Source organism: Methylobacterium sp. TK31 (genome assembly GCF_055361545.1).
The window spans coordinates 3,613,768-3,636,061 of record NZ_CM143964.1 but is presented as its reverse complement, the minus strand read 5'-3'; the positions used below and the strand labels follow the sequence as shown (position 1 = coordinate 3,636,061).

Sequence of the window (22,294 nt, the reverse complement as noted above, 5' to 3'; positions counted from 1 at the left end):
TGCAGGACTGTCCACAGTCAGCGGCTCTGGATTCCGGGCTCGCCTTCGGCGCCCCGGAATGACGGTGTGCGTTACATCAGGCGTTCCGGTGCGACGGCCCTGCTCCAGCCCCATGCGCCACCCCACACGCGTGTGTTCTGTAACATTATAACACTCTTGAGGATTGAGCGCCGCCGCCCGGAGGGCTAGGTCAGGGGGATGACCGACCTGTCCAAGCCCGATCCCCGCGCGCCCGAGCCGATCCCGCTCACCGTCCTCACCGGCTTCCTCGGGGCCGGCAAGACGACGCTGCTGAACCGGATGCTGCGCGATCCGGCGCTCGCCGACACCGTGGTCATCGTCAACGAGTTCGGCGAGATCGGCCTCGACCACCTCCTGATCGAGCGGATCGACGAGGACATGGTCCTGCTCGGGGCCGGCTGCCTGTGCTGCACCGTGCGGGGCGACCTGATCGCCACCCTGGAGGACCTGCTGCGCAAGCGCGACAACGGCCGCATCCAGCCCTTCCGCCGGGTGGTGATCGAGACCACGGGCCTCGCCGACCCCGCCCCGATCCTGCACGCGCTGATCTACCACCCCTATCTCGTGATCCGGTACCGGCTCCAGGGCGTGGTCACCGTGGTCGACGCGGTCAACGGCGCCGCCACCCTCGACGCCCATGCGGAGGCCGTGCGGCAGGTGGCGGTGGCCGACCAGATCGTGGTCACGAAGCGGGATCTGGCCGAGGATGACGGCCGCGCCCTGGCGGCGCGCCTGCGGGCCCTCAATCCCGCCGCGCCCCTGCGCGAGGCCGCGGTCGCCCCCGCCGATCTCCTCGGCGGCCTGTTCGGCCTGGAGGGCAAGAGCGCCGACGTGCGCGCCTGGCTCGGCGCCGAGGCCGAGCGCGAGGCCCATCACGGCCACCACGACGGCCACCACCATCACGGCCACCACCATCACGACGTGAACCGGCACGACGCCTCGATCCGGGCCTTCAGCCTGACGAGCGACGCGCCCGTGCCCCGCGCCGCCTTCGAAATGTTCCTCGATCTGCTGCGCTCGGCCCATGGCCCGAACCTGCTGCGCCTGAAGGGGCTCGTCGCCCTGGCCGAGGCGCCGGACCGGCCGCTGGTGGTGCATGGGGTCCAGCACGTCATCCACGCGCCGGTGCATCTCGACGCCTGGCCCGATGCCGACCACCGCTCGCGCCTCGTGCTGATCCTGCGCGACCTCGACCCGGCCTTCGTCGCCCGGCTCTGGGACGCCTTCCTGGGACGGCCGCGCATCGACGGGCCCGACGCGGCGGCGCTCACGGACAATCCCCTCGCCATCCCGGGCGGCTGAGCCGCGCTGCCGTCCGGAAACGGGCGGCCCCGATCTTGAAACCCGAAGACCGACAGGCGCCTGCGGGCGCCCCCTTGTCCCGGAATGGGACGCCGACGGGATCGGATCGAGACATGAGACAGCGCTTCACGGTGATCGAGGGCGGCGCGGCGGCACGGGCTCCGGCGACGGGCCTTCCGGCAGCCGAGGCTCTGCGCACGGCCGAAGTGTCCGTATCCCCGGTCGAATCCCTGATCTCTTGCCCGATCTCTTGCCCGATCTCCGAGGCCTCCGCCTGGCGCGTCGACCTGCGCCGGGCGGCGGCGGTGAGCGAGGGCGAGATCGCGGCCTGGCGCGCGCTGCTCGTGCGCGCCCGGGTGGCAGACCCAGTGCTCTCCGATCCCGACTACCTGCTCTCGGCGGCCCAGCATCAGGCGGGCGGGCGCGACCTCGTCTTCGCATTGGCCTGGGCGACCGGCGCCGGCCCCGACCGGCTCGCCGCCGTCCTGCCGCTCGCTCTGCCCCACACCCTCTGGGGCCAGGAGCGGATCGGCCTGTGGCAGCCCCACGGAACCGCGCTGGCGCCCACGATCGCGCCCGGCGCCGCCGAGCCCGTGCGCGCGGCCGTGGCCGAGCGCCTGCGCGTCCTGCGCCCCCGTGCCGTGCTGGTGCTGGAGGCGCCGGCCGAGCCGGCCGCGCGGGCGGCCGCGGCGCCGCTCCGGGCGGTGACGCGCCGCGCCGGCATTCCGGCCCACAACCTCGTCGGCGTGCGGCCGAGCCCGGCGCCGTCCCGGGTCGAGCGGATCAGCGAGCCCGGCCGGGTCCGCGACGCGGTGGAGGAATTCCTGCTCCTCGACGCCGCGGTCTCGGCCGCGCCGATCATCGGCGATCCGTCGGAGGCGGCCCTGGTGCGGGTGGTGACGCGGCTCTTCGCGCAGCGCCGGCAGGTCACCGTGGCGCTGACCCGGCGGGAAGGTGCGATCGTCGCCGCCGCGATCACCCTCGGGCACGGGGCGCAGGCCGTCACTTGGCGTCAGGTCGCCGGCGAGGCCGCGCCGGAGCGGATCGGGCGCTCCGCCCGAGGCTGAGGGCCCGGGGGCCGCGCTACTCGTCCTCGCCGAACTTGTTGGCGAGGAGGTCGGTGATCGCCGTCATGCAGGCCTCGGCATCGTCGCCCGAGGCGACCACCGCGATCGAGGTGCCCTGCGCGGCGCCGAGGGTGAGCAGCCCCATGATCGAGCGCCCGCCCACCGTCTCGCCGGAGCGGGTCACGGTGACGGCGGCATCGAAGCGCTCGACGGTTTGGACGAACTTGGCCGAGGCCCGGGCGTGCAGGCCGCGCCGGTTGATGATCGGAAGCACCTGGATCAGGCCGCCCTCGGGCACCGGCGGCAGGCTGTCCTCGGTCTCGTCGTCGTCGTAGCTCATGGGCGTCGGCCGTCCCCTCGCTGGCGCCCCGCGCCGCATCGGCGGGCCCGCCGCTCACGCGCGCGGCCCGAGATTGCCTGTAAGCCGTGGATGCGGGGGAAGAAAGCCTATTTGCCGGCCAGCACGCGCGAGGCGACGTTGATGTATTTCCGGCCCGCCTCCTGGGCGTGCAGGACGGCGTCGCCGAGGGGCTCGGCGTCGCGCACGCTGGCGAGCTTGATCAGCATCGGCAGGTTGATGCCGGCGACGACCTCGACCTGGCCGCCGTTCATGCAGGAGAGGGCGAGGTTCGAGGGCGTGCCGCCGAACATGTCCGTGAGCACGACGACGCCCTTGCCGGTGTTCACGCGGCCGACCGCATTCATGATGTCGAGCCGACGCAGCTCCATATCGTCCTCGGGACCGATGGTGATGGTCTCGATCTGTTTCTGCGGCCCGACGACGTGTTCAAGGGCAGCCTTGAACTCGGTCGCCAACAGCCCGTGGGTGACGAGCACCATTCCAATCATCGACGCGGGTTCCAACGCCTTGTGAGCGGAGCCGCCATTTTGTGCAGCGCAAGGTCGAGCGCAAGGTGAATGCGGCATTTTGTGTGCTCGAACGTCATCATCATGCCACGGTGGTGGCCCCCGCGCTACGGTCTCGGCAACGGCGGCAGGCGCAAGACCGGGCGGTGCGTCCCGGGCGCCACGCCATGGCACTGCGCCAGGGCGTCGAGCACGAGCCGGGGCGCGAGCCCGGAGCGCAGCAGGGCCGCGTCGAGGCGCAGGGCCGGCAGGTCGAGCCCGAGCAGGTCCGTGCGGGCCAGGGGGCCGTCCGGCAGGCGCGGCGCGTCGGCCACGAGGTCGACCACGAGGCGGACCGGCACCGCCGGCAGGCATTCGGCAACCGCGAGCAGGCCGAGGCCGCGCACCTCGATCCGGTCGCCGAGATCCGGATTGGCATGGGCGATCAGGGTGGCGTCCACGCGGCCGAGGCGGACCCGGTCGTCGGCCACGAGGCTCGCGGGCCAGTCCATCAGCGAGGCCCGGTCGAGGAGGAGGAGCGCGAGGGTCGACTTGCCGGCGCCCGAGGGGCCGCGAATCAGGAGCCCCGCCGCGCCCAGCGCGATGCAGGTGGCGTGCACCGAATCGGTGCGGCTCGCGGGATCGCCCATGGCGCGGCCGGTCCCCGGCTCAGCGGGTCGCGGCCGGCAGGCGCACGATGAAGCGGGCGCCGCGCACCGTCGGCTCGCCGTCCTCGTCCGCCGGCCCGGGGCGGTTCTCGGCCCGGATGGTGCCGCGATGGGCCTGGACGATCTGGCGCGAGATCGAGAGGCCGAGGCCCGAATTCTGGCCGAAGCCCTGCTCCGGGCGGTCGGTGTAGAAGCGCTCGAAGATCCGCTCCAGGGCGTGCTCGGGGATGCCGGGGCCCTCGTCCTCGACGATGAGCTCGACGTCGCCGCGCAGGCGCCGCAGGGCCACCCGGACCTTGGCGTCGGGGGGCGAGAACGAGCGGGCGTTGTCGAGGAGGTTGTTGACCACCTGGCCCAGCCGGCTGTCGTGCCCGAAGATCGTGAAGGGCGCGTCCATCTCGCCGGCGGGCGCGTCCACGTCGAACTGGATCGGGGCGTCCTTCGGGCGCCGGCGCTCGTTGGCCACCGAGACCACGGTGGTCATCAGCTTGCGCATGTCGACCCGGCGGGCCTCGGCCCGGGCGAGCTCGGCATCGAGGCGCGAGGCGTCGGAGATGTCCGAGATCAGCCGGTCGAGGCGCTTCACGTCGTGCTGGATGATGGCGAGCAGGCGGCTGCGCGAATCGTCGGACTTCGCCAGCGGCAGGGTCTCGACGGCGCTGCGCAGCGAGGTCAGCGGGTTCTTCAATTCGTGGCTGACATCGGCCGCGAAGCTCTCGATGGCGTCGATCCGCCGGTAGAGCGCCTGGGTCATGTCGCGCAGGGCCCCCGAGAGGTGGCCGATCTCGTCGGTGCGCCCGGTGAAGTCGGGGATCTCCTCGCGGGACTTGATGCCCAGCCGCACCTTCTCGGCCGCGTCCGCGAGGCGCCGCACCGGCCCGGCGATGGCGCCCGCGAGCAGGATCGAGAGGACGAGCATCACGGCGGCCGCGATCAGGAAGACCTGGAGCAGGCCGAAGCGCTCCGAGGCGATGACGCGGTCGATGTCGCCGCCTTGCGTCGACAGCATCAGGGCGCCGCGCACGGAATTGGCGCGCTGGATCGGCACCGCCACGGAGACGATGGTCTCGCCGGCCGGGTTGCGCCGGACGATGGTGCCGCGGGCGCCCCCGAGGGCCACCTGCACCTCCTTGAGGCCGTGGCCGCTGGCCGGGCCGACATCCTCGGTGACGCCGGGGGCGGCGCCGTCGCCGCCGGGCCTCGCCCCGAACTGGGCCTGCACGGTCTCCCAGGCCTTCTCCAGCCAGGTGCGTTTGCGCGGCCGCACGTCCGGGTCGCTGCGGCTCATCTCGCCCCGGGCCGAGAGGGTGCGGGTGTCGAACAGGAGGCCGCCCTCCTGGTCGTAGACCCGGGCGCGGTTGCCGGTGGGGGTGATCAGCCGGCGCAGCAGCGGGGCCACCCGCTCGGGGTTCAGCGAGAAGGTGAGGGGGGAGGAGGGCTCCTCGGCCTCGCCGGCCTGGAGCTGGAGCAGCTTGTCCGGGTCGATCCGGATCGCGTCGGTCTCGACCGAGGCCGAGGAGGCGATGGCGCCGGCGATGATCTCGCCCTGGATCAGCAGGCTCTGCACCCGGGCCTGGATCAGCCCCTGGCGGAACTGGTTCAGGTAGAGGAAGCCGAACAGCAGGGCGATGAGCCCGACGAGGTTGAGCACGACGATGCGCCGCGTCAGGCTCGACGAGGCCCGCTGACCGATCCCGTTCCAGATCTGGCGCGGCCAGCCCAGCATGCCGCGCGACGGGATTTCGGCTTGGTCTGTGGTGGCCACGGGCGTCCGGTGGTGAGGGAACAGCGTTGCGGGGAGGGGGCGCCTGAGGCCCGGGCGGGCCTCAGCTTTCCTTGAAGCGGTAGCCGACGCCGTAGAGCGTCTCGATCATGTCGAAGCTCGTGTCGGTCACCTTGAACTTCTTGCGCAGGCGCTTGATGTGGCTGTCGATGGTCCGGTCGTCGACGTAGACCTGGTCGTCGTAGGCCGCGTCCATCAGGGCGTTGCGGCTCTTCACGACGCCGGGCCGGTGCGCCAGGGCCTGCAGGATCAGGAACTCCGTCACCGTCAGGGTCACGGGCTCGCCCTTCCAGGTGCAGGTGTGGCGCTCGGGGTCCATCATCAGGAGGCCGCGCTCCAGGGAGCGGGCGGCGGCATCGGCCTCGCGGGCGGCCGCACCCGGGCCGTCCTTGGGGGCGAAGCGCCGGAGCACGGCCTTCACGCGCTCCACGAGGAGGCGCTGCGAGAACGGCTTATGGATGAAGTCGTCGGCGCCCATCTTGAGGCCGAACAATTCGTCGATCTCCTCGTCCTTCGAGGTCAGGAAGATCACCGGAAGGTCGGATTTCTGCCGCAGACGCCTGAGAAGCTCCATCCCGTCCATGCGCGGCATCTTGATGTCGAAGATCGCGAGGTCCGGCGGGGAATGCTTCAGGCCGTCCAGCGCCGAGGCGCCGTCGGTGTAGGTCTGGATGCGGTAGCCTTCGGTCTCGAGGGCGATCGAGACGGAGGTGAGGATGTTTCGGTCGTCGTCCACGAGGGCGATGGTCGGCATGCGCGTGTCCTGTTGCTCGGATGCGGCTCGGCGGACGTCTGATGGCGCCAGCCCCTCCGCATCCCACCCCGTCCCCCGTCGCGGACGGCGGGCAGGGATCGGCAAAAACGCGGTGGCGACCGTGCCGGGGAGGCGGGCCGCGTTCGCGCGGAGAGTCAGGCTGTGTAAAGGCTATGTGCTGAAAAAGCGAGCGACCTCGGTCGTTTGTTCGTTTGCGGCTTGACTGATGCCAACGGGCCGCAGTCCGGCGCCCTCGTGCGGAGCCCGGAACCCTGGCTATGATCGCCCGGCTGAACGCGGCCTGAGCGCCGGTTCGCGGGCGTCGAATCGAGGGGTGATCCATGGCCGAGGGCGAGACCAGGACCGGGGGTGAGCGGCGCGGGCCGGCGGTGCCGCTGCCGGCGGCCGAGGCGCCGTTCGACGCGATCGGGCTGGCCCGCCACCTCCTGCGCACGATCCGCTCGGGCGCCCTCGCCACCCTCGACCCGGAGGACGGCACGCCCTTCGCCTCCCTGGTGACCATCGCCACGGACGTCGACGGCACGCCCCTGATGCTGCTCTCGCGGCTCTCGGCCCATACCCGCAACCTGCTGGCCGACCCGCGCGCCTCGCTGCTGTTCAGCGCCGGCGGCAAGGGCGATCCGCTCGCCCATCCGCGCCTGACCGTGACGGGGCGGGTGACCCAGACGGCCGAGCCGCGGGCCCGCGCCCGCTTCGTCGCCCGGCACCCGAAATCCAAGCTCTACGCCGACTTCCCCGATTTCGGCTTCTTCGCCCTCACGCCCACGGCCGGGCACCTCAACGGCGGCTTCGCCAAGGCCGCCGTGCTCACCGCCGACGAACTGCGCCTCGACCTCGCCGGCGCCGAGGGGCTGGTGGCCGGAGAGGCCGGCGCCGTCGAGCACATGAACGCCGACCACGCCGATGCGCTGGCGCTCTACGCGGTGGCGGCCGGGGCCGAGCCGGGCCCCTGGCGCCTCACCGGCCTCGACCCGGAGGGCCTGGACCTCCTGACCGGCGACCGGACCGCGCGGGTGCTCTACCCCGAGCCGGTCCGGGAGATGGGAGCCCTGCGCAAGGTGCTGGTGACGATGGCCGCGCAGGCGCGGGCGGGGGATGCCCCCGGATCCTGACGCGAGAGCCTGACGCGAGGCCTCACGGGTTCCCGCCGGGTCCCCAAGCCCTGGACCGGCGCCGTCGCCCTTCCCGCCCCGCGCTTGGCGCGAGGGGCGGGCGCTGCTATCTGCGGGCGATCAGTTTCCCTCACCCATGAGACCGTGCGCCGGGTTCGTCTGCCAGACGGCGGGCCGCGCGCGCCGGAGATCGCATCCTCGATGACAACGACGCCCATCGACAACATCCGCAACTTCTCCATCGTCGCGCATATCGACCACGGCAAGTCGACCCTCGCCGACCGGCTGATCCAGACCACCGGCACGGTGGCCTTGCGCGACATGAGCGAGCAGATGCTCGACTCGATGGACATCGAGAAGGAGCGCGGCATCACCATCAAGGCGCAGACGGTGCGGCTCGAATACAAGGCCGAGGACGGCAAGGACTACGTCCTCAACCTGATGGACACGCCCGGCCACGTCGATTTCGCCTACGAGGTGTCGCGCTCGCTCGCCGCCTGCGAAGGCTCGCTGCTGGTGGTCGACGCCTCCCAGGGCGTCGAGGCGCAGACGCTGGCCAACGTCTACCAGGCGCTCGACGCCAACCACGAGATCGTCCCCGTCCTCAACAAGATCGACCTGCCGGCGGCCGAGCCCGAGCGCATCCGCGCCCAGATCGAGGAGGTGATCGGCATCGACGCCTCCGAGGCGGTGGCGATCTCGGCGAAAAGCGGGCTCAACATCGAGGCGGTGCTGGAGGCGATCGTGACGCGCCTGCCGCCGCCCAAAGGCGACCGCGACGCGCCCCTGAAGGCCCTGCTGGTGGACAGCTGGTACGACGTCTATCTCGGCGTCGTCGTGCTGGTGCGCATCGTCGACGGCGTCCTCAAGAAGGGCATGAACATCCGCATGATGCGGGCCGATGCCGTGCACGGCGTCGACAAGATCGGGGTGTTCCGGCCCAAGATGGCCGATATCGGCGAGCTCGGCCCGGGCGAGGTCGGCTTCTTCACCGGCTCGATCAAGGAGGTGGCCGACACCCGCGTCGGCGACACGCTCACGGAGGACAAGCGCCCCTGCAAGGAGATGCTGCCGGGCTTCAAGGACGTGCAGTCGGTGGTGTTCTGCGGGCTGTTCCCGGTCGATGCCGCCGAATTCGAGACCCTGCGCAGCGCCATGAGCAAGCTCCGGCTCAACGACGCCTCGTTCTCGTATGAAATGGAGACCTCCGCGGCGCTCGGCTTCGGCTTCCGCTGCGGCTTCCTCGGGCTGCTCCACCTCGAGATCATCCAGGAGCGCCTGGAGCGCGAGTTCAACCTCGACCTGATCTCCACGGCGCCCTCCGTGGTCTACCGCCTGCAGATGACGGACGGCACGATCAAGGAGCTGCACAACCCGGCCGACATGCCGGACGTGATGAAGATCACCGCCATCGAGGAGCCCTGGATCCGCGCCACCATCCTCACCCCCGACGAGTATCTCGGCGGCGTGCTCAAGCTGTGCCAGGACCGGCGCGGCACGCAGGTCGACCTGAACTACGTGGGAAAGCGCGCCATGGTGGTCTACGACCTGCCGCTCAACGAGGTGGTGTTCGACTTCTACGACCGCCTGAAGTCGATCTCGAAGGGCTACGCCTCGTTCGACTACCACATCTCCGACTACCGCGAGGGCGACCTCGTCAAGATGTCGATCCTCGTGAACGCCGAGCCGGTGGACGCCCTCTCGATGCTGGTCCACCGCACCCGCGCCGAGCATCGCGGCCGGGCCATGTGCGAGAAGCTGAAGGACCTGATCCCCCGCCACCTGTTCCAGATCCCGGTCCAGGCGGCGCTGGGCGGCAAGATCATCGCCCGCGAGACCATCAAGGCCCTGTCCAAGGACGTGACCGCCAAGTGCTACGGCGGCGACATCTCGCGCAAGCGCAAGCTCCTCGACAAGCAGAAGGAGGGCAAGAAGAAGATGCGCCAGTTCGGCAAGGTCGAGATCCCGCAGGAGGCTTTCATCGCCGCCCTGAAGATGGACGACTGAGCCGGGCCGCCCGAACGTGGACCGAAATCCGGACCAGACCGCGCCCATCCCGCTCACCGTCCTGATCCGGACGCTGAACGAGGCGGACCGCATCGAGGCGGCGATCCGCTCGGCGCTGCCGTTGCGCTGCGAGATCCTCGTCATCGACGCGGGCTCGACGGACGCCACCGTGGCCATCGCCGAGTCCCTCGGCGCCCGGGTGGTGGTCAATCCCTGGCCGGGGTTCGGGCCGCAGCGGCGCTTCGGCGAGGATCTCTGCCGCCACGACCACGTCTTCAGCGTCGATGCCGACGAGATCCTGACGCCGGAGATCGTGCGCGAGATCCGGGCGATCTTCCAGGCGCCCAGGGTCCCGGCGCTGATGATCGTCCGCAAGGCGATGGTGCTGCCCCACCACGCCCGGCCCTCGCCCTGGGCCTTCTGCACCGAGAACGTCTACCTCTACGACCGGCGCGTCGCCCGCACCACCGACAACCCGAACTGGGACAAGCTCGCGATCACCACGGACGAGAAGCCGGTGACGATCCGGTCCGTGGTCTGGCACCACACCTTCCGCGACTGGAACCACGCCATCGCCAAGTCGAACTACGTGGGGCAGCTCGCCGCCGACACGCAGCCCATCGGCTCGCGCTTCGAGACCGGCCTGCGGCTGGTCTTCGAGTACCCCCTGAACTTCCTGAAGTTCTACATCCTGCGGCGCTTCTTCCTCGCGGGCCTCGACGGCTTCGTGATGGCGAGCGTGCTGGCCTATGGCCGCTTCATCCGGATCGCCAAGATGCACGAGGCGACCCGCGGCCAGCCCTCGACGGGGCTGCCCTTCCTGCGCCGGGCCAAGCGCGCCGCCCCCGACACGCAGGCCGGGCCCGGCTGAGGCGCCGCCGAAGCCGGCCAGGTCAGATCCACCAGGTCAGATCCGCCCGGCCCGATTCGCCCGGCCACATCCGCGACGCAATCGGCCGGCTCCTGTTGGCCGGCGACGTCCGCCCCCGGCGCCCGGCTTGCCAGGCGCACCGGGGACCGGCACTGTCAGCTTGGCTATAGGGGCCGCGCGGACCCGGGCGAATGGTCGGCCCGTCGCGCGGCGGTGAAGACGGGACGCCTGCGATGACGAGGGACACGAGGGACATCGAGTCCGGCACGCCGGACGGGCGCTTGGGCCGCCTAAGCCGCCGGTCCTTCCTGGTCGGCACGGGGGCCGGCCTCGGCGCCTGGGGCCTCGCCGGCTGCGTCTCGTCCGACGGCGCGCTGCGCGCCGAGGCGGCCAAGATCTACGGCCCGATGCCGGAGGAGAAGTTCCCGATCCCGGCGACCGACATCAGCAAGGTCGATCCGAAATACTTCCGCCGCACGGTGCCGTACCCGACCCAGGAGGCCGCCGGCACGATCATCGTCGATCCGGCGAACTACTACGTCTACCGCGTCGAGGGCGACGGGACCGCGACCCGCTACGGCGCCAATGTCGGGCGCGACGGGTTCCGGTGGAGCGGCGACGCCTATGTCGGGCGCAAGTCCGAATGGGCGACCTGGACCCCACCCGCGGAGATGATCCGGCGCCAGCCCGAGGCGGCCAAGTACGCCCGCGGCATGCCCGGCGGCCTCGACAACCCCCTCGGCGCCCGTACCCTGCACCTCTACCAGAACGGCGCCTACACGCTCTACACGATCTACGCCTCGAGCGAGCCCGACACGATCGGCTCGGGCATCACCAGCGGCTGCGTCGGCCTGCTGAGCCAGGACATGATCCACCTCTATGCCCGCACGCCGGTGAAGACGAAGGTCGTCGTCCTGCCGGCCTGAGAGGCGCGTCCTAGCGCTCGGACCCCGCGAGGTGCCGCGTGGCCAGGCCGAGGTCCCGGCCCTGGTCGCGCAGGCGCACCGAGGTGGTCTCCAGGGTCCGCGAGGAGGACAGGGCGTCGGCGGTGGAGGTCCGCAGGGCGTCGAGATGGTCCGCGGCGCGGGCGATGGTCGCCGCGGCGCGGCCGATCCCGTCGGCGATCTCCCCGGCGGCGGCCTGGTGGGCGCCGCTGACGGCGCCGATGTCGGTGGCCATGTGCTGGACGGTCTCGATCTCGGAGCGCACCTGCGTGAGCGAGCCGGTGGATTGGGCCGCCACCGTCCGGAGCTGGTCGACCTGCGCGGCGATCTCCTCCGTCGCCCGCGCCGTCTGGGCGGCCAGTTCCTTGACCTCGGTGGCCACCACCGCGAAGCCGCGTCCGGCCTCGCCGGCCCGCGCCGCCTCGATGGTGGCGTTCAGCGCCAGCAGGTTGGTCTGGCGCGCGATGGTCCCGATCAGCGCGCTGATCTGGCCGACGCCGGCGATCTTGTGCTGCAGGTCGGTGAACACCGCCACCGCCGCCTCCAGGGCCCGGGCCGAGCCGCCCGCGACGGTCTCCACGCGCGCGGCCTGGGCGCCGGCCTCCCGGGACAGGGCGACGAGGTCCTGCGCCGACCGCGCCACGCCCGCGATCTCCCGCGAGGCCTCCGCCGAGCTCCGGTCGACCTCGCTGCGGCGCGCCTCCACGTGCCCGGCGACGCCCAGCACGGTGCGGGCCCCGTCCTCCACCGCCACGGTGGTCTCGCCGAGCTGGCGCGCGATGCCGTCGAGGGCCGTCGTCAGGGCGCGGGTGCGCGCCTGCCGGGCCTGCTCGGCGAGGGCGAGGGCGAGGCGGTCGGCGACGTAGGCCATCAGGGCCAGGAGGTCGTCGTCGAGCTCCGCCGCCTCCCGCGAGAAGAATTCCAGCACGATCTCGACCCGGCCGGCGCAGGAGACCGGGAACATGAAGCAGCCGCGCACCCCGTTCTCCCGGGCGGAATCGGCCCGGACGAAGCCGGGCAGCACGGTCACGTCCGCGCAGGACACCGGCGCGCCGCCGGCCGCGACCTTGCCGACGAGGCCCTGGCCGGGGGCGAACACCGCGCGCTCGGAGATCGCCATGAAATCCGCCGCCCGGCGGCCGTCGCCCGCCGGGAGGGACCAGGTCCGCATCGAGGTCATCGCGCCGCTGTCGTCGGCCAGGCGCCGGTAGGCGTGCCCGATCGGCCAGTTCGTGAAGCCGGCGACGATGCCGAGGCAGTCGCGGGTCGCCGCCTCGGGCGTCGCGGCCGTCGTGCAGGCCCGCGAGATCGCGTCGAGGAAGCCGAGGATCGCCGCGAGATCGTGCGGCCGCGCCGCGGGAGCGGCGCCGGTCCGGCGTTCCGCGGAGTCGAGCCAGGGGGCGAGCCGGCGCAGGATCGTTCGGCTCATGCAGGCCTCATCGGGCGGACCTCGTGGCGGTGATGGACGCAAGACCGGGCCGGCGGCGATCCGGGCCTCGATGCCGTCGCGCGCCGCCGAAATCCGGACAGGGCGTCAGGATAGATTCGGCGCGCTTGCCAGAACCTTCGCGGACCTTCGCCGCGCTGCACGAAGATTCGTCAGGTCCCGCACGAATATTCGCCAGGCCCGCTGGAAGTTAGGCCGGGCAGGGCCACCCGCAGGGTGCCGCGGCCGGCGGCCTTGGCGGCGTAGAGGGCGGTATCGGCCCGCCCGAACAGGTCCCCGGGCTCCGCGCCCGCCGCCCGGGCGACGCCGACGGAGGCGCCCAGCCGGAGGTGGAGGCCGCGATGGTGGAAGGGCTCGCGCAGGGCCGCCACGATGCGCCGGCCGAGGCCCTCGCACAGGGCCGCGTCGGTTCCCGCTCCGAGCAGGACGGCGAACTCGTCGCCGCCGATCCGCGCCACGAGGTCGGCCCCGTGGCAGACCTCGCGCAGGCGCCGGGCCGCCTCCTGCAGGCAGGCGTCGCCCACGGCGTGTCCGTGCGTGTCGTTGATCGCCTTGAAGCCGTCGAGGTCGACCAGCACCAGGGCGCCGGTCTCCGGCAGCTCCGCCAGCCGGCCCTCGAAGACCGACCGGTTGGCGAGGCCGGTCATGCAGTCGAACTCCGCGCGGTGGCGCATGCGCTCCGCCAGCAGCGTCTGCTCGGTGATGTCCTGCTTGAAGCCGAACAGGCGGACAAGCACGCCGTCCCGGGCCTCCACGGACGCGGTGATCCGGATCCAGCGCCGGCTGCCGCGCCGCCCGACGATCTCGGACTCGAGGGCGAAGGACGAGCCCCGGGCGATCGCCTCCGCCCGGACGGCGTCGAGGTGGCGGCGCGCCTCCGCGGTGTAGCAGGCGAGGGCGGCCGCGCGGCTCGGCACGCAATCGTGCGGAAACTCGAACAGGTCGTGGACGCCCGCGCTCCAGCGCAGGGCCCCGGTCGTCAGGTCGCACTGCCAGAGCCCGATCCGGGCCTCGGCCGAGGCCGCCTCGAACAGCCGCGTCGTGTCGGCGAGTGTATCGGCCTGCCGCTGAAGCCGCGCGGCCTGCGTGGACAGCTCGGCGCGCAGGGCGAAAATCGTCGCGGTGTCCCGCCCGCGCTGGGCGACGGCGGCATCGACCGCGTGCGCGGCCAGCCGGAGGGCGGCGGAGGCCAGGCGTCCGCGGCGCGACAGCGGCAGCGGGTCGGCGGGATCACCGGAAGAGCTCAAGAATCCTGTCCCGTTCGAGCCGAGGCGCTCACCCCGCATCGCACCGGGCTCGTCATCCGCGTCTCTCCCGGTGCCGCGTCGTCCGCGCGCGTCCCACGATAGGGGAGACCCGGTTAACGGATGTCACCCGCGGCGCCGGGACCGCGCACGATCGCGTGATCCGGCGCGGGCAGGCTCGTCCGAGGCACGGATGTCCGTCCGGCGGCCGCGCCGATGCCTCGGCGGGCACGTCTTGCTCGGCGGGTCTGCCTTACTCGGCGGGCTTGTCGGCGTCCTGCGCCTCGGCCTTGTCGGCCGGGGGCTCGGCGCTCGCCACCGCCTTGCGCTCCAGCATCGGCTGCAGGCGCTCGGCGAGCTGCTGCCCGAGATGGCGGGTATAGGCCTTCTCGAAGTAGCGGGTGCCGGTGCCGCGGCCGTAGAGGCGGTCATGCGCCTGGATCATCGCGTCCACCTCGGGCCGGCACAGGAAGCCGGTGACGCCGGCGGCCTCGTACCAGCGGCCCGCGCGGGCGTGCCGGATCGCGGCCGGGTTCGCCAGCACCGTCTCGGCGAAGCAGTCCGTCGCCGCCCGTTCGAGGGGCGACATCACGGCGTGGGGATGGGTCGGGTTGCGCCCTGCCGCCTCCGCCGCGGCGGCCCATCCCAAGGTCGTCACCAACGCGCCGAACAGCAAAGCCTTCATCGTGGGAAGCCCCGTGCGAAATCGATCCCGATTCGACGCGAGTATTCACCAGTGATTCGGTCCGGAGAAGGGCAGAAGTCCGGCACGCCGGCGTCCGACGGCGATCGGCGCGCCGTTGTGGCGCGCCCATCACAGGCCGGCGGCGCGTCAGCCGCGGCGCTCGGCGTTCCAGCGCCCGCTGCAGGCGATCAGCCCGGTGGTGTTCCAGGTGCCGTTGCCGGTGCCCGCGCGGCCGAGCCGGCCGACCACGTCGGCGGCGTCGTTGCCCCGGGTGATCACCGCCCGCACCGCGCCGCTCTGCGAGACCCGCCCGTTGATGTTGAACTCGCCGCCGGCATAGCTCGCCTCGCCGCGCCGGATCTGCACGCCGTAGCGGTAGGCCCGGTCGCAGGGGCCGTCGAGGGTGACCACCTCGATGCTCCAGGTGCCGTCGTAGCGGTTGGGCACCTGGACCTTCTTCTTGGCGGCGTCCGCGACCCCGGCGGAGGCGGTCAGGAGGGCGAGGGTGGTCACCGCGAGGGCTGCGCGTCGCATGGCATTCCGTTCGTGTTTCGACTCGACTGGGCCGAGAACGAGCGTGGCCGCCCCTGGGTTGCGCGCCTACGCGTTCGTCGCGTGCGCCAGCGCTCCCGTCAGCAGCGCCAGAACGTCGCCGCCGGCATGGAGAGTGCCGTCGACCCCGGCCGCCTTCAGGGGCTCGGCGAGGTCGCCCGCCTTGCCGGCGAGGTACAGGGTGGTGGCGCCGGCCGCCTTCAGGGCCCGGGCGGCCTCCACCGCGTGGCTGGCATAGAGCGCGTCCGAGGAGCACAGGCAGGCGATGCGGGCGCCCGAGGCGCGGAACGCTTCCGCCAGCGCGGCCGGATCGGTGAAGCCCTCCTGGTTCACCGCCTCGAGGCCGCCGGCCGCGAAGGCGTTGGCCGCGAAGGTCGAGCGGGCGTTGAAGACCGCCACCGGGCCGAGATTGGCCAGGAACACCGTGGGGCGTCGGCCGCTCGCCGCGAGGGCCGCGTCGGAGGCGTCGCGCAGGGCCTCGTAGGGCTCGGCGAGGCGCAGGGAGGGCAGGGGCGCGCCGGTGAGGGCCGGCCCGCGGCCGAAGCCGGCGGCCGGGGGCGCCGCCACGGGGGCGACCTCCAGCACGGTGACGGGCTTCTCGGCGAGGTAGGGGAACTCGCTGGCCCCGGTCAGCGCCTCGCGCCGGGTGGCGACGTTGCGGGCTCGCGTCGCCTGGGTGGCGGCGATCCGCCCCTGGATCGCGCCGGCCCGCAGGCTCGCCACGAGCCCGCCCTCGCGCTCGATCTCCTGGAAGGCCGCCCAGGCCGTGCTGGTCAGCTCGCCCGTCAGGGTCTCGAAGCTGCCGGCGCCGGCGGCCGGGTCGGCCACCCGGGCGAGGTTCGATTCCTCGATGAGGACGATCTGGCTGTTGCGCACCACCCGGCGGGCGAAGGCGTCGCTCAGGCCCAGGGCGGCCGTGTAGGGCAGGGCGGTGATCGCGTCGGCCCCGCCGAGGCCGGCCGAGCAGGCGGCCATGGAGGTGCGCAGGATGTTCACGAAGGGGTCGCGCCGGGTCATCATCCGCCAGGCGGTCTCGGCATGCAGGCGCAGGGGCCGGGGGTCGAGGCCGCAGGCCGCCTCCACCCGTGCCCAGAGCCGGCGCATGGCCCGGAACTTGGCGATGGTCAGGAACTCGTCGGCATCGGCGGTGAGCAGCACCGCGACGGCATCCCGGGCCCGCTCCAGCGCGTGCCCGTTGGCCTCCAGCGCGCGCAGGTAGGCCACGGCGGTGGCGAGCACGGCCGCGAGCTCGGTCGCCTCGCTGGCCCCGGCCTCGTGGTAGGGGCGGCCGTCGGCGAGGCAGGCCCGGCCCGTGAAGCCCTCGGCGTCGAAGGCCGCGAGGGTGCGGCCGAGCTCGGCCCCGTAATCCTCCGCCAGGGACCCGCCGGCCGCGAGGGTGCCGATGGGGTCGAGGCCGAGGTCGAGGTCGAGGCCCTTCAGGGTCTCGCCGCGGGCCGCGACCACGTCCCGGATCAGGAAGGCGGCCTCGATCCCGCGCGCGCCCGCGTCGAGCCGGGTGGCGATCAGCGGCAGCATCACGTTGCCGAGAGCCGCGTCGAGGTCGGCAGCATTCGTGGCGGTCAGGCCGTAGCCGCGGGCGGCGGGCGCGCCGGCGAAGACCAGCACGAGGGCGTCGGCGCCGCCCTCGAGGTCGGCGAGGGCGAGCGCGCTCGCCTCGGCGCCGTCCGGGTGGTCGACCCGCTGCGACACCCGCCAGGGGCCGGGGGCCCGCACCGGCTGCGCCACGGGCGCGGCGGCGTCGTAGAGGGGTTCGATGCGGATGCCGTCGGCGGTCTTCGAGACAAGGCGCTTCTCGAAATCTCCGCCTTTCAGGACTCCGTCGACGAGGCCGAGCCAGCGCTCGCGGGTCGCGGGCGGGAACAGGTCGGCGAGGGGACGGTCTTCCATCGGGGCTGGCCTCCGCTAGTGCCTGGCTCGGGCCGGGCTGCTTGGCTCCGGCCGAGCGCGGCCGGGCTGTCTTTCCGGACAGCCCTTGCACGCGGCGGCGGGCGGACGCAATCGCCCGCCCACGCTGTATTCTTTATCTCGACCGGTCTCCCGGCTGGCATCCCGGCGAGCCCGGAGCCCGGCGCGCGCGTCAGCCGAACAGGATCAGGCCGGCGAAGCCGAGGGAGCCGACGATGATGCGCCACCAGGCGAACAGCCGGAAGCCGTGGGAGGCGACGTAGTCGAGCACCGTCCGCACCACGATGAAGGCCGAGATGAAGGCCACGATGAAGCCGATGACGATCAGGCCGGTGTCGTCCCGGGAGAGGTTCTTGTAGTTGTCGAGCAGGTCCTTGGCGAAGGCCCCCGCCATGGTGGGGATCGCGAGGTAGAACGAGAACTCGGTGGCCGAGCGCTTGTCGGCGCCCATCAGCATCGCGCCCACGATGGTGGCGCCCGAGCGCGACACGCCGGGGATCATCGCGATGCACTGGAACAGGCCGATCTTGAAGTCCATCGGCAGGGTGAAGTCGAAGACGTCGTGCTTCTTCACCTCGAGGTCGGTCTCGTCGAGAACGAGGAGGACGATGCCGCCGGCCACCAGGGTCGCGCAGACGATCCAGGGGTTGAAAAGGTAGTACTTGATGTATTTCGAGAAGAGCCCGCCCACGATCGCCGCCGGCAGGAACGCCACCAGGATGCCGAGCACGAAGCGGCGCGCCCGGGGGTCGTTGGGCAGCGCCAGGGTGATGCCGAGGAGCCGGCGGAAATAGACCGCCAGGATCGCCAGGATGGCGCCGAGCTGGATCAGCACCTCGAAGGTGTTGTTGGGTGATTCGAAGCCGATGAAGTGGCCGACGAGGAGCTGGTGCCCGGTGGACGAGACCGGGATGAACTCGGTCGCCCCCTCCACCACGGCGAGCACGACCGCCTTCGCGATGCCCATCGCATCCATCATCTCAGCGCCTCGACGGTTGGGGGTGTTTCGTGGGACCGGGCCGGCCCGAGCAGGTGGTGCCTCCACCCCGCGCGGCCTTCGCGGATCGAGGCTGATCCGTCAAGGTTGACGGATGGTTATCGCGTTCGCCGCGAGCGTGTTAATGAGGCGGCAATCATCGGGCCATACATGTCATGGCTGCCGACCATCCTCCGCGGGGCATCGACGCGACCCGTCCCCCGGCAAACCCTTCCCGTGCGAAACGGCCTCGATGGCGACGCTTTACCACTCCCCCTTCTGCCCGCACTCCCGCTTCATCCGCCTCGTCCTGTCCGAGATGGGGATGGAGCCGACGCTGATGGAGGAGCGTGCCTGGGACCGGCGCGAGGCCTTCCTGCTGATCAACCCGGCCGGGACGACGCCGGTGCTGGTGGAGCAGAGCGGCCTCGCCGTGCCGGGGGCCGGCATCATCGCCGAGTATCTCGACGAGACCCGGGGGCTCGGCCTGAGCGGCCGGCGCCTCCTGCCTGAGACCACCGGCGCCCGGGTCGAGGTGCGCCGCCTGCTCGACTGGTTCCTGGTCAAGTTCAACGCCGAGGTGACGGAGTATCTCGTCACCGAGAAGATCTCGAAGCGCTTCATGAACAGCGCCAACGGCGGCGGCCCGCCGGACATGAACGCCATTCGCGCGGCGCGCACCAACGTGCGCTACCACATGAAGTATATCGGCTACCTGATGTCCCGCCGGAAATGGCTGGCGGGCGACCATCTGACCTATGCGGATCTCGCGGCGGCGGCCCACCTGTCCTGCGTGGATTATCTCGGCGACGTGCCATGGGAAGAGGACGAGACGGCGAGGGACTGGTACGCGCGGGTGAAGTCCCGCCCGTGCTTCCGCACCCTGCTGGCCGACCGGGTGCCCGGCATGGCGCCGGCGGACCATTACGCGAACCTGGATTTTTGACCGCGCCGCGCGGGCCGAAGCCGCCGCGGAAGATCCTGGCGGGCGCGGACCTGCGTCGCGCCGTCGAGGCCCGCGCCCGGCTCCTCGGCTTCGAGGCCGTCCGCGTCACCCGGCCGGACGCCGTGCCCGAACTCCGGGACCGGCTGCCCGCCTGGCTCGCCGCCAACCACCACGGCAGCATGGATTGGATGGTCGAGCGGGCCGACCACCGCGCCGACCCCGCCACCCTGTGGCCCGGCGTCCGCAGCGTGGTCATGCTCGGCATGAATTACGGCCCCGAGGGCGACCCCCTGGCGATCCTGGCGCGGACGGACCGGGGCGCCATCGCGGCCTATGCCCGGCGGCGGGACTACCACGAGGTGGTCAAGGGCAAGCTGAAGGAGCTCGGCGGCTACCTCTCGGCCAAGGGCGACGTCCGGGTGAAGGTCTTCGTCGACACCGCGCCCGTGATGGAGAAGCCGCTCGCCGCCGCCGCCGGCCTCGGCTGGCAGGGCAAGCACACCGTGCTGGTCTCGCGGGACCTCGGCAACTGGCTGCTGCTCGGCGCGATCTACACCTCGGCCGAGCTGGAGCCGGACGCGCCGGAGGCCGACCATTGCGGCTCGTGCCGCCGCTGCCTCGACATCTGCCCGACCAACGCCTTCCCGGCGCCCTACCAGCTCGATGCCCGCCGCTGCATCGCCTACCTCACCATCGAGCATGCCGGGCCGATCCCGACGGAGTTCCGCGCCGCCATCGGCAACCGGGTCTTCGGCTGCGACGATTGCCTCGCCGTCTGCCCCTGGAACAAGTTCGCCGCCGTGGCCGCCGAGGGCCGCATGGCCGCGCGCGCGGAACTCGCGGCGCCGCCCCTGGCCGAGCTGGCGGCCCTCGACGAGGCCGGCTTCCGCGCCCATTTTGCCGGCACGCCCGTCAAGCGCACCGGGCGCGACCGCTTCCTGCGCAACGTGCTCATCGCCATCGGCAACTCCGGCCGGCCCGACCTCGCCCCCGCGGCGGAAGCGAACCTGTCCGATCCCGCGCCCCTGGTGCGCGGCATGGCGGTCTGGGCCCTCGGGCGCCTCGTCGCCCGGCCCCGCCTGCGGGACCTTTTCAACGCCCGGGGTTTCGGCGAAACCGACGACGCCGTCCGGGCCGAGTGGCGCCGCGCCCTCGACCCCGGCGGCCCCGAGACGACAGGACACGCCGCCTCATGAACCTCTTCGTCTTCGGCCTCGGCTTCACCGGCCGCCGCTTCGTGGAGCGCGCCCGGGGCCGCTTCGACACGGTGCGCGCCACGGTCACCGATCCGGCGCGGACCGGACCCGGCGACATCGCCGAGATGCGGGCCTTCGGTCCGGACCGCGACGACCCGCGCATCGCGGCCGACCTCGCCGACACGGACGCGCTCCTGGTCTCGGCGCCTCCGGTCCGCGACCTCGACACGACCCTCGCGGTATACCGTGACGCCATCGCGCACAGCCGCATCGGCTGGATCGGCTACCTCTCGACCATCGGCGTCTACGGCGACCACCAGGGCGCCTGGATCGACGAGGACACGGCCCCGAGCCCGGTGAGCGGCCGCTCGCAAGGGCGCCTCGCCGTCGAGGCGGCCTGGCTGGCGCTCGGCCGCGAGACCGGCAAGCCCGTGCAGGTGTTCCGCCTGTCGGGCATCTACGGCCCGGGCCGCAACCCGATCGTGAAGCTGCGCGAGGGCAAGTCGCAGCGGATTATCAAGCCGGGCCAGGTCTTTAATCGAATCCACGTGGACGACATCGCCACGACCCTGCTGGCGTCGCTCGACCGACCCCGGAACGGCGCGGTCTACAACGTCACCGACGACGAGCCGACGCCGCCGCAGGTGGTCACCGAGTACGCGGCCAAGCTCGCCGGCCTGCCGCTGCCCCCGGAGATCGATTTCGAGACCGCCGACCTCAGCCCGATGGCCCGCAGCTTCTACGGCGAGAACAAGCGCGTGCGGAATCACCGGATTCGCACGGAACTCGCGGTCGACCTCGCCTATCCGACCTATCGCGAGGGCCTCGCCGCCCTCGTGGCGGACGCCCGCGCCTGAGAATCCCTCAGGCCGCCTGCCGGTTCGCCGGCACGCCGAAATGGTCCCGGTAGCGCGCCGCGATGGCCGAGACCGGCAGCACCACGAAGACGTCGGTGGTGCCGAACTGATGGTCCACCACCGCCCCGTCGCCGAAGGTGGCGCCGACGCGCAGGTAGCCCTTGATCAGCGGCGGCAGCGCCTGCAGCGCCGCCTTCGGGTCCACGGCCTCGCGGGCGAGGCGGTCCATCGCGACGTAGCGCTCCGGCAGGGCGCGGGCGCACCAGCCCTCCGCCGCGCGGGCGTGGTGGTGGAGGAAGCTCAACGGCAGGGCGAGGCGCTCGGGGTCGGTCCCCTCCAGGCTGGCGCAGCCCAGCATCGCGTCGATGCGGTGGTGCTGGACATAGGCCCAGATTCCGGCCCAGAGCATCTCCACCGTCCGCTTCGTCCGGTAGGGCTTCAGCACGCAGGAGCGCCCGAGTTCGAGGAAACGCGCACCGGGATTGGCCGCCATCATCGGGGCGATGTCGTACTCAGCCGCGGTATAGAACCCGAAATGGCGGTCGGCCGCCTCCTGACGCAGCAGCCGGTAAGTGCCGACCACCTTCGGCCGGGCCCGGCGGAAGGGCTTGGCGGCGAAGGGCGTCGTGTCCACCGCCGCGTGATCGATGACGAGGAGATGGTCGCAGACCGCGTCGTACTCGTCGATGTCCCGGCGCGACAGCATGGCGAGGCCGCTCGGGACCGCCGACATCTCCTCGTAGAACACCCGGTAGCGCAGGCGTTGCGCCCGGCGGATCTCGGAGACCGTGGTGGCGAGGCGCACCTCCAAGCTGCCGATCCGCCCGAGGGTCGGGGCGAGTCCGGGCGCGGCCAGCGGCTTCTTCAGCCGGGGCTTGAACCGGATCGGCGCCGCGCCCGGCGGGAGCAGAAGGCCGCGCGGATGGAAGGCGGGGAGGCCGGCGCGGCCGGCTTCCGCGGTGCGCTGCTTCAGCCGGGCGAAGGGGGCGTGCACGTGCGCCTCCCAGCCATTGAGCCACGCCGTGGAGGCATCGCGCGCGAAGTTCGGGACCATCGTCCAATCCGCCCT

At 72.2% G+C, this 22,294-nt stretch carries 21 protein-coding genes; 9 read left to right on the top strand and 12 right to left on the bottom strand.

Annotated features, from left to right (window positions below):
* The first annotated feature begins 198 nt into the window (after window positions 1-198).
* Both ACXJY8_RS16880 and ACXJY8_RS16875 read left to right on the top strand, forming a co-directional pair.
* Complete coding sequence (locus ACXJY8_RS16880; RefSeq protein ID WP_463770945.1) at window positions 199-1,323, top strand: CobW family GTP-binding protein; 1,125 nt, start codon at window positions 199-201, stop codon at window positions 1,321-1,323.
* A gap of 113 nt (window positions 1,324-1,436) precedes the next feature.
* Complete coding sequence (locus ACXJY8_RS16875) at window positions 1,437-2,390, top strand: GNAT family N-acetyltransferase (protein ID WP_463770943.1); 954 nt, start codon at window positions 1,437-1,439, stop codon at window positions 2,388-2,390.
* 16 nt (window positions 2,391-2,406) lie between these two features.
* Here ACXJY8_RS16875 and ACXJY8_RS16870 read toward each other — a convergent pair whose 3' ends face one another.
* From ACXJY8_RS16870 to ACXJY8_RS16850, 5 genes are all read right to left on the bottom strand, one after another.
* Window positions 2,407-2,730 carry an HPr family phosphocarrier protein gene (locus tag ACXJY8_RS16870; protein ID WP_463770941.1) on the bottom strand — a complete coding sequence of 108 codons (324 nt, stop codon included), beginning with the start codon at window positions 2,728-2,730 and terminating at the stop codon, window positions 2,407-2,409.
* A 107-nt stretch (window positions 2,731-2,837) separates the two neighbouring features.
* Window positions 2,838-3,239: a PTS sugar transporter subunit IIA gene (locus ACXJY8_RS16865; protein ID WP_463770938.1), complete on the bottom strand. Its 402-nt coding sequence runs from the start codon at window positions 3,237-3,239 to the stop codon at window positions 2,838-2,840.
* A 125-nt stretch (window positions 3,240-3,364) separates the two neighbouring features.
* Window positions 3,365-3,886, bottom strand: coding sequence for an HPr kinase/phosphorylase (locus ACXJY8_RS16860; RefSeq protein WP_463770936.1), 522 nt, complete (start codon window positions 3,884-3,886; stop codon window positions 3,365-3,367).
* Window positions 3,887-3,905: 19 nt separating this feature from the next.
* On the bottom strand, window positions 3,906-5,630 hold the full coding sequence (locus ACXJY8_RS16855) for a sensor histidine kinase (protein WP_463780727.1): 1,725 nt from the start codon (window positions 5,628-5,630) through the stop codon (window positions 3,906-3,908).
* A 100-nt stretch (window positions 5,631-5,730) separates the two neighbouring features.
* Window positions 5,731-6,441: a response regulator transcription factor gene (locus tag ACXJY8_RS16850; RefSeq protein WP_055947774.1), complete on the bottom strand. Its 711-nt coding sequence runs from the start codon at window positions 6,439-6,441 to the stop codon at window positions 5,731-5,733.
* Window positions 6,442-6,782: 341 nt separating this feature from the next.
* Here ACXJY8_RS16850 and ACXJY8_RS16845 point away from each other — a divergent pair, with 341 nt between their 5' ends.
* From ACXJY8_RS16845 to ACXJY8_RS16830, 4 genes are all read left to right on the top strand, one after another.
* On the top strand, window positions 6,783-7,574 hold the full coding sequence (locus ACXJY8_RS16845; protein ID WP_463770932.1) for a HugZ family pyridoxamine 5'-phosphate oxidase: 792 nt from the start codon (window positions 6,783-6,785) through the stop codon (window positions 7,572-7,574).
* Between the two features lie 201 nt (window positions 7,575-7,775).
* Window positions 7,776-9,581, top strand: a complete 1,806-nt coding sequence (gene lepA, locus ACXJY8_RS16840; RefSeq protein ID WP_055948858.1) for a translation elongation factor 4 — start codon at window positions 7,776-7,778, stop codon at window positions 9,579-9,581.
* 16 nt (window positions 9,582-9,597) lie between these two features.
* Window positions 9,598-10,452 (top strand): glycosyltransferase family 2 protein, encoded by an 855-nt coding sequence (locus ACXJY8_RS16835; protein ID WP_463770928.1) that lies wholly within the window; start codon window positions 9,598-9,600, stop codon window positions 10,450-10,452.
* A 233-nt stretch (window positions 10,453-10,685) separates the two neighbouring features.
* A complete protein-coding gene (locus ACXJY8_RS16830) occupies window positions 10,686-11,378 on the top strand; it encodes a L,D-transpeptidase (protein WP_463770925.1) in 693 nt (230 codons plus the stop codon).
* A gap of 10 nt (window positions 11,379-11,388) precedes the next feature.
* Here the strand turns inward: ACXJY8_RS16830 and ACXJY8_RS16825 are convergent, their stop codons facing one another.
* The 6 genes from ACXJY8_RS16825 to ACXJY8_RS16800 form a co-directional block, all read right to left on the bottom strand.
* Entirely contained in the window at window positions 11,389-12,825 is a 1,437-nt protein-coding gene (locus ACXJY8_RS16825; protein WP_463770921.1) for a methyl-accepting chemotaxis protein, read from the bottom strand.
* 170 nt (window positions 12,826-12,995) lie between these two features.
* The gene (locus ACXJY8_RS16820; protein ID WP_463770918.1) at window positions 12,996-14,090 is read right to left on the bottom strand and encodes a diguanylate cyclase domain-containing protein; all 1,095 of its coding nucleotides are present in this window, start codon (window positions 14,088-14,090) and stop codon (window positions 12,996-12,998) included.
* Window positions 14,091-14,340: 250 nt separating this feature from the next.
* A complete protein-coding gene (locus ACXJY8_RS16815) occupies window positions 14,341-14,772 on the bottom strand; it encodes a hypothetical protein (protein ID WP_463770916.1) in 432 nt (143 codons plus the stop codon).
* Between the two features lie 147 nt (window positions 14,773-14,919).
* Window positions 14,920-15,306, bottom strand: a complete 387-nt coding sequence (locus tag ACXJY8_RS16810) for a hypothetical protein (protein ID WP_108038419.1) — start codon at window positions 15,304-15,306, stop codon at window positions 14,920-14,922.
* A 66-nt stretch (window positions 15,307-15,372) separates the two neighbouring features.
* Complete coding sequence (locus tag ACXJY8_RS16805) at window positions 15,373-17,232, bottom strand: methylmalonyl-CoA mutase family protein (RefSeq protein ID WP_463770913.1); 1,860 nt, start codon at window positions 17,230-17,232, stop codon at window positions 15,373-15,375.
* A 190-nt stretch (window positions 17,233-17,422) separates the two neighbouring features.
* Entirely contained in the window at window positions 17,423-18,226 is an 804-nt protein-coding gene (locus tag ACXJY8_RS16800) for an undecaprenyl-diphosphate phosphatase (protein WP_463780725.1), read from the bottom strand.
* 253 nt (window positions 18,227-18,479) lie between these two features.
* On the opposite strand from ACXJY8_RS16800, the gene ACXJY8_RS16795 reads away from it, so the two are divergent.
* From ACXJY8_RS16795 to ACXJY8_RS16785, 3 genes are read left to right on the top strand one after another with little or no spacing between them, the layout of a single operon-like run.
* Window positions 18,480-19,172 (top strand): glutathione S-transferase family protein, encoded by a 693-nt coding sequence (locus tag ACXJY8_RS16795; RefSeq protein WP_463770911.1) that lies wholly within the window; start codon window positions 18,480-18,482, stop codon window positions 19,170-19,172.
* 50 nt (window positions 19,173-19,222) lie between these two features.
* Window positions 19,223-20,368: a tRNA epoxyqueuosine(34) reductase QueG gene (gene queG, locus ACXJY8_RS16790; RefSeq protein WP_463780722.1), complete on the top strand. Its 1,146-nt coding sequence runs from the start codon at window positions 19,223-19,225 to the stop codon at window positions 20,366-20,368.
* Entirely contained in the window at window positions 20,365-21,225 is an 861-nt protein-coding gene (locus tag ACXJY8_RS16785; RefSeq protein WP_463770908.1) for an SDR family oxidoreductase, read from the top strand. The genes queG and ACXJY8_RS16785 overlap by 4 nt, the downstream gene beginning before the upstream one ends.
* 7 nt (window positions 21,226-21,232) lie before the next feature.
* Here the strand turns inward: ACXJY8_RS16785 and olsB are convergent, their stop codons facing one another.
* A complete protein-coding gene (gene olsB, locus ACXJY8_RS16780; protein ID WP_463770905.1) occupies window positions 21,233-22,279 on the bottom strand; it encodes a l-ornithine N(alpha)-acyltransferase in 1,047 nt (348 codons plus the stop codon).
* Window positions 22,280-22,294: the final 15 nt, after the last annotated feature.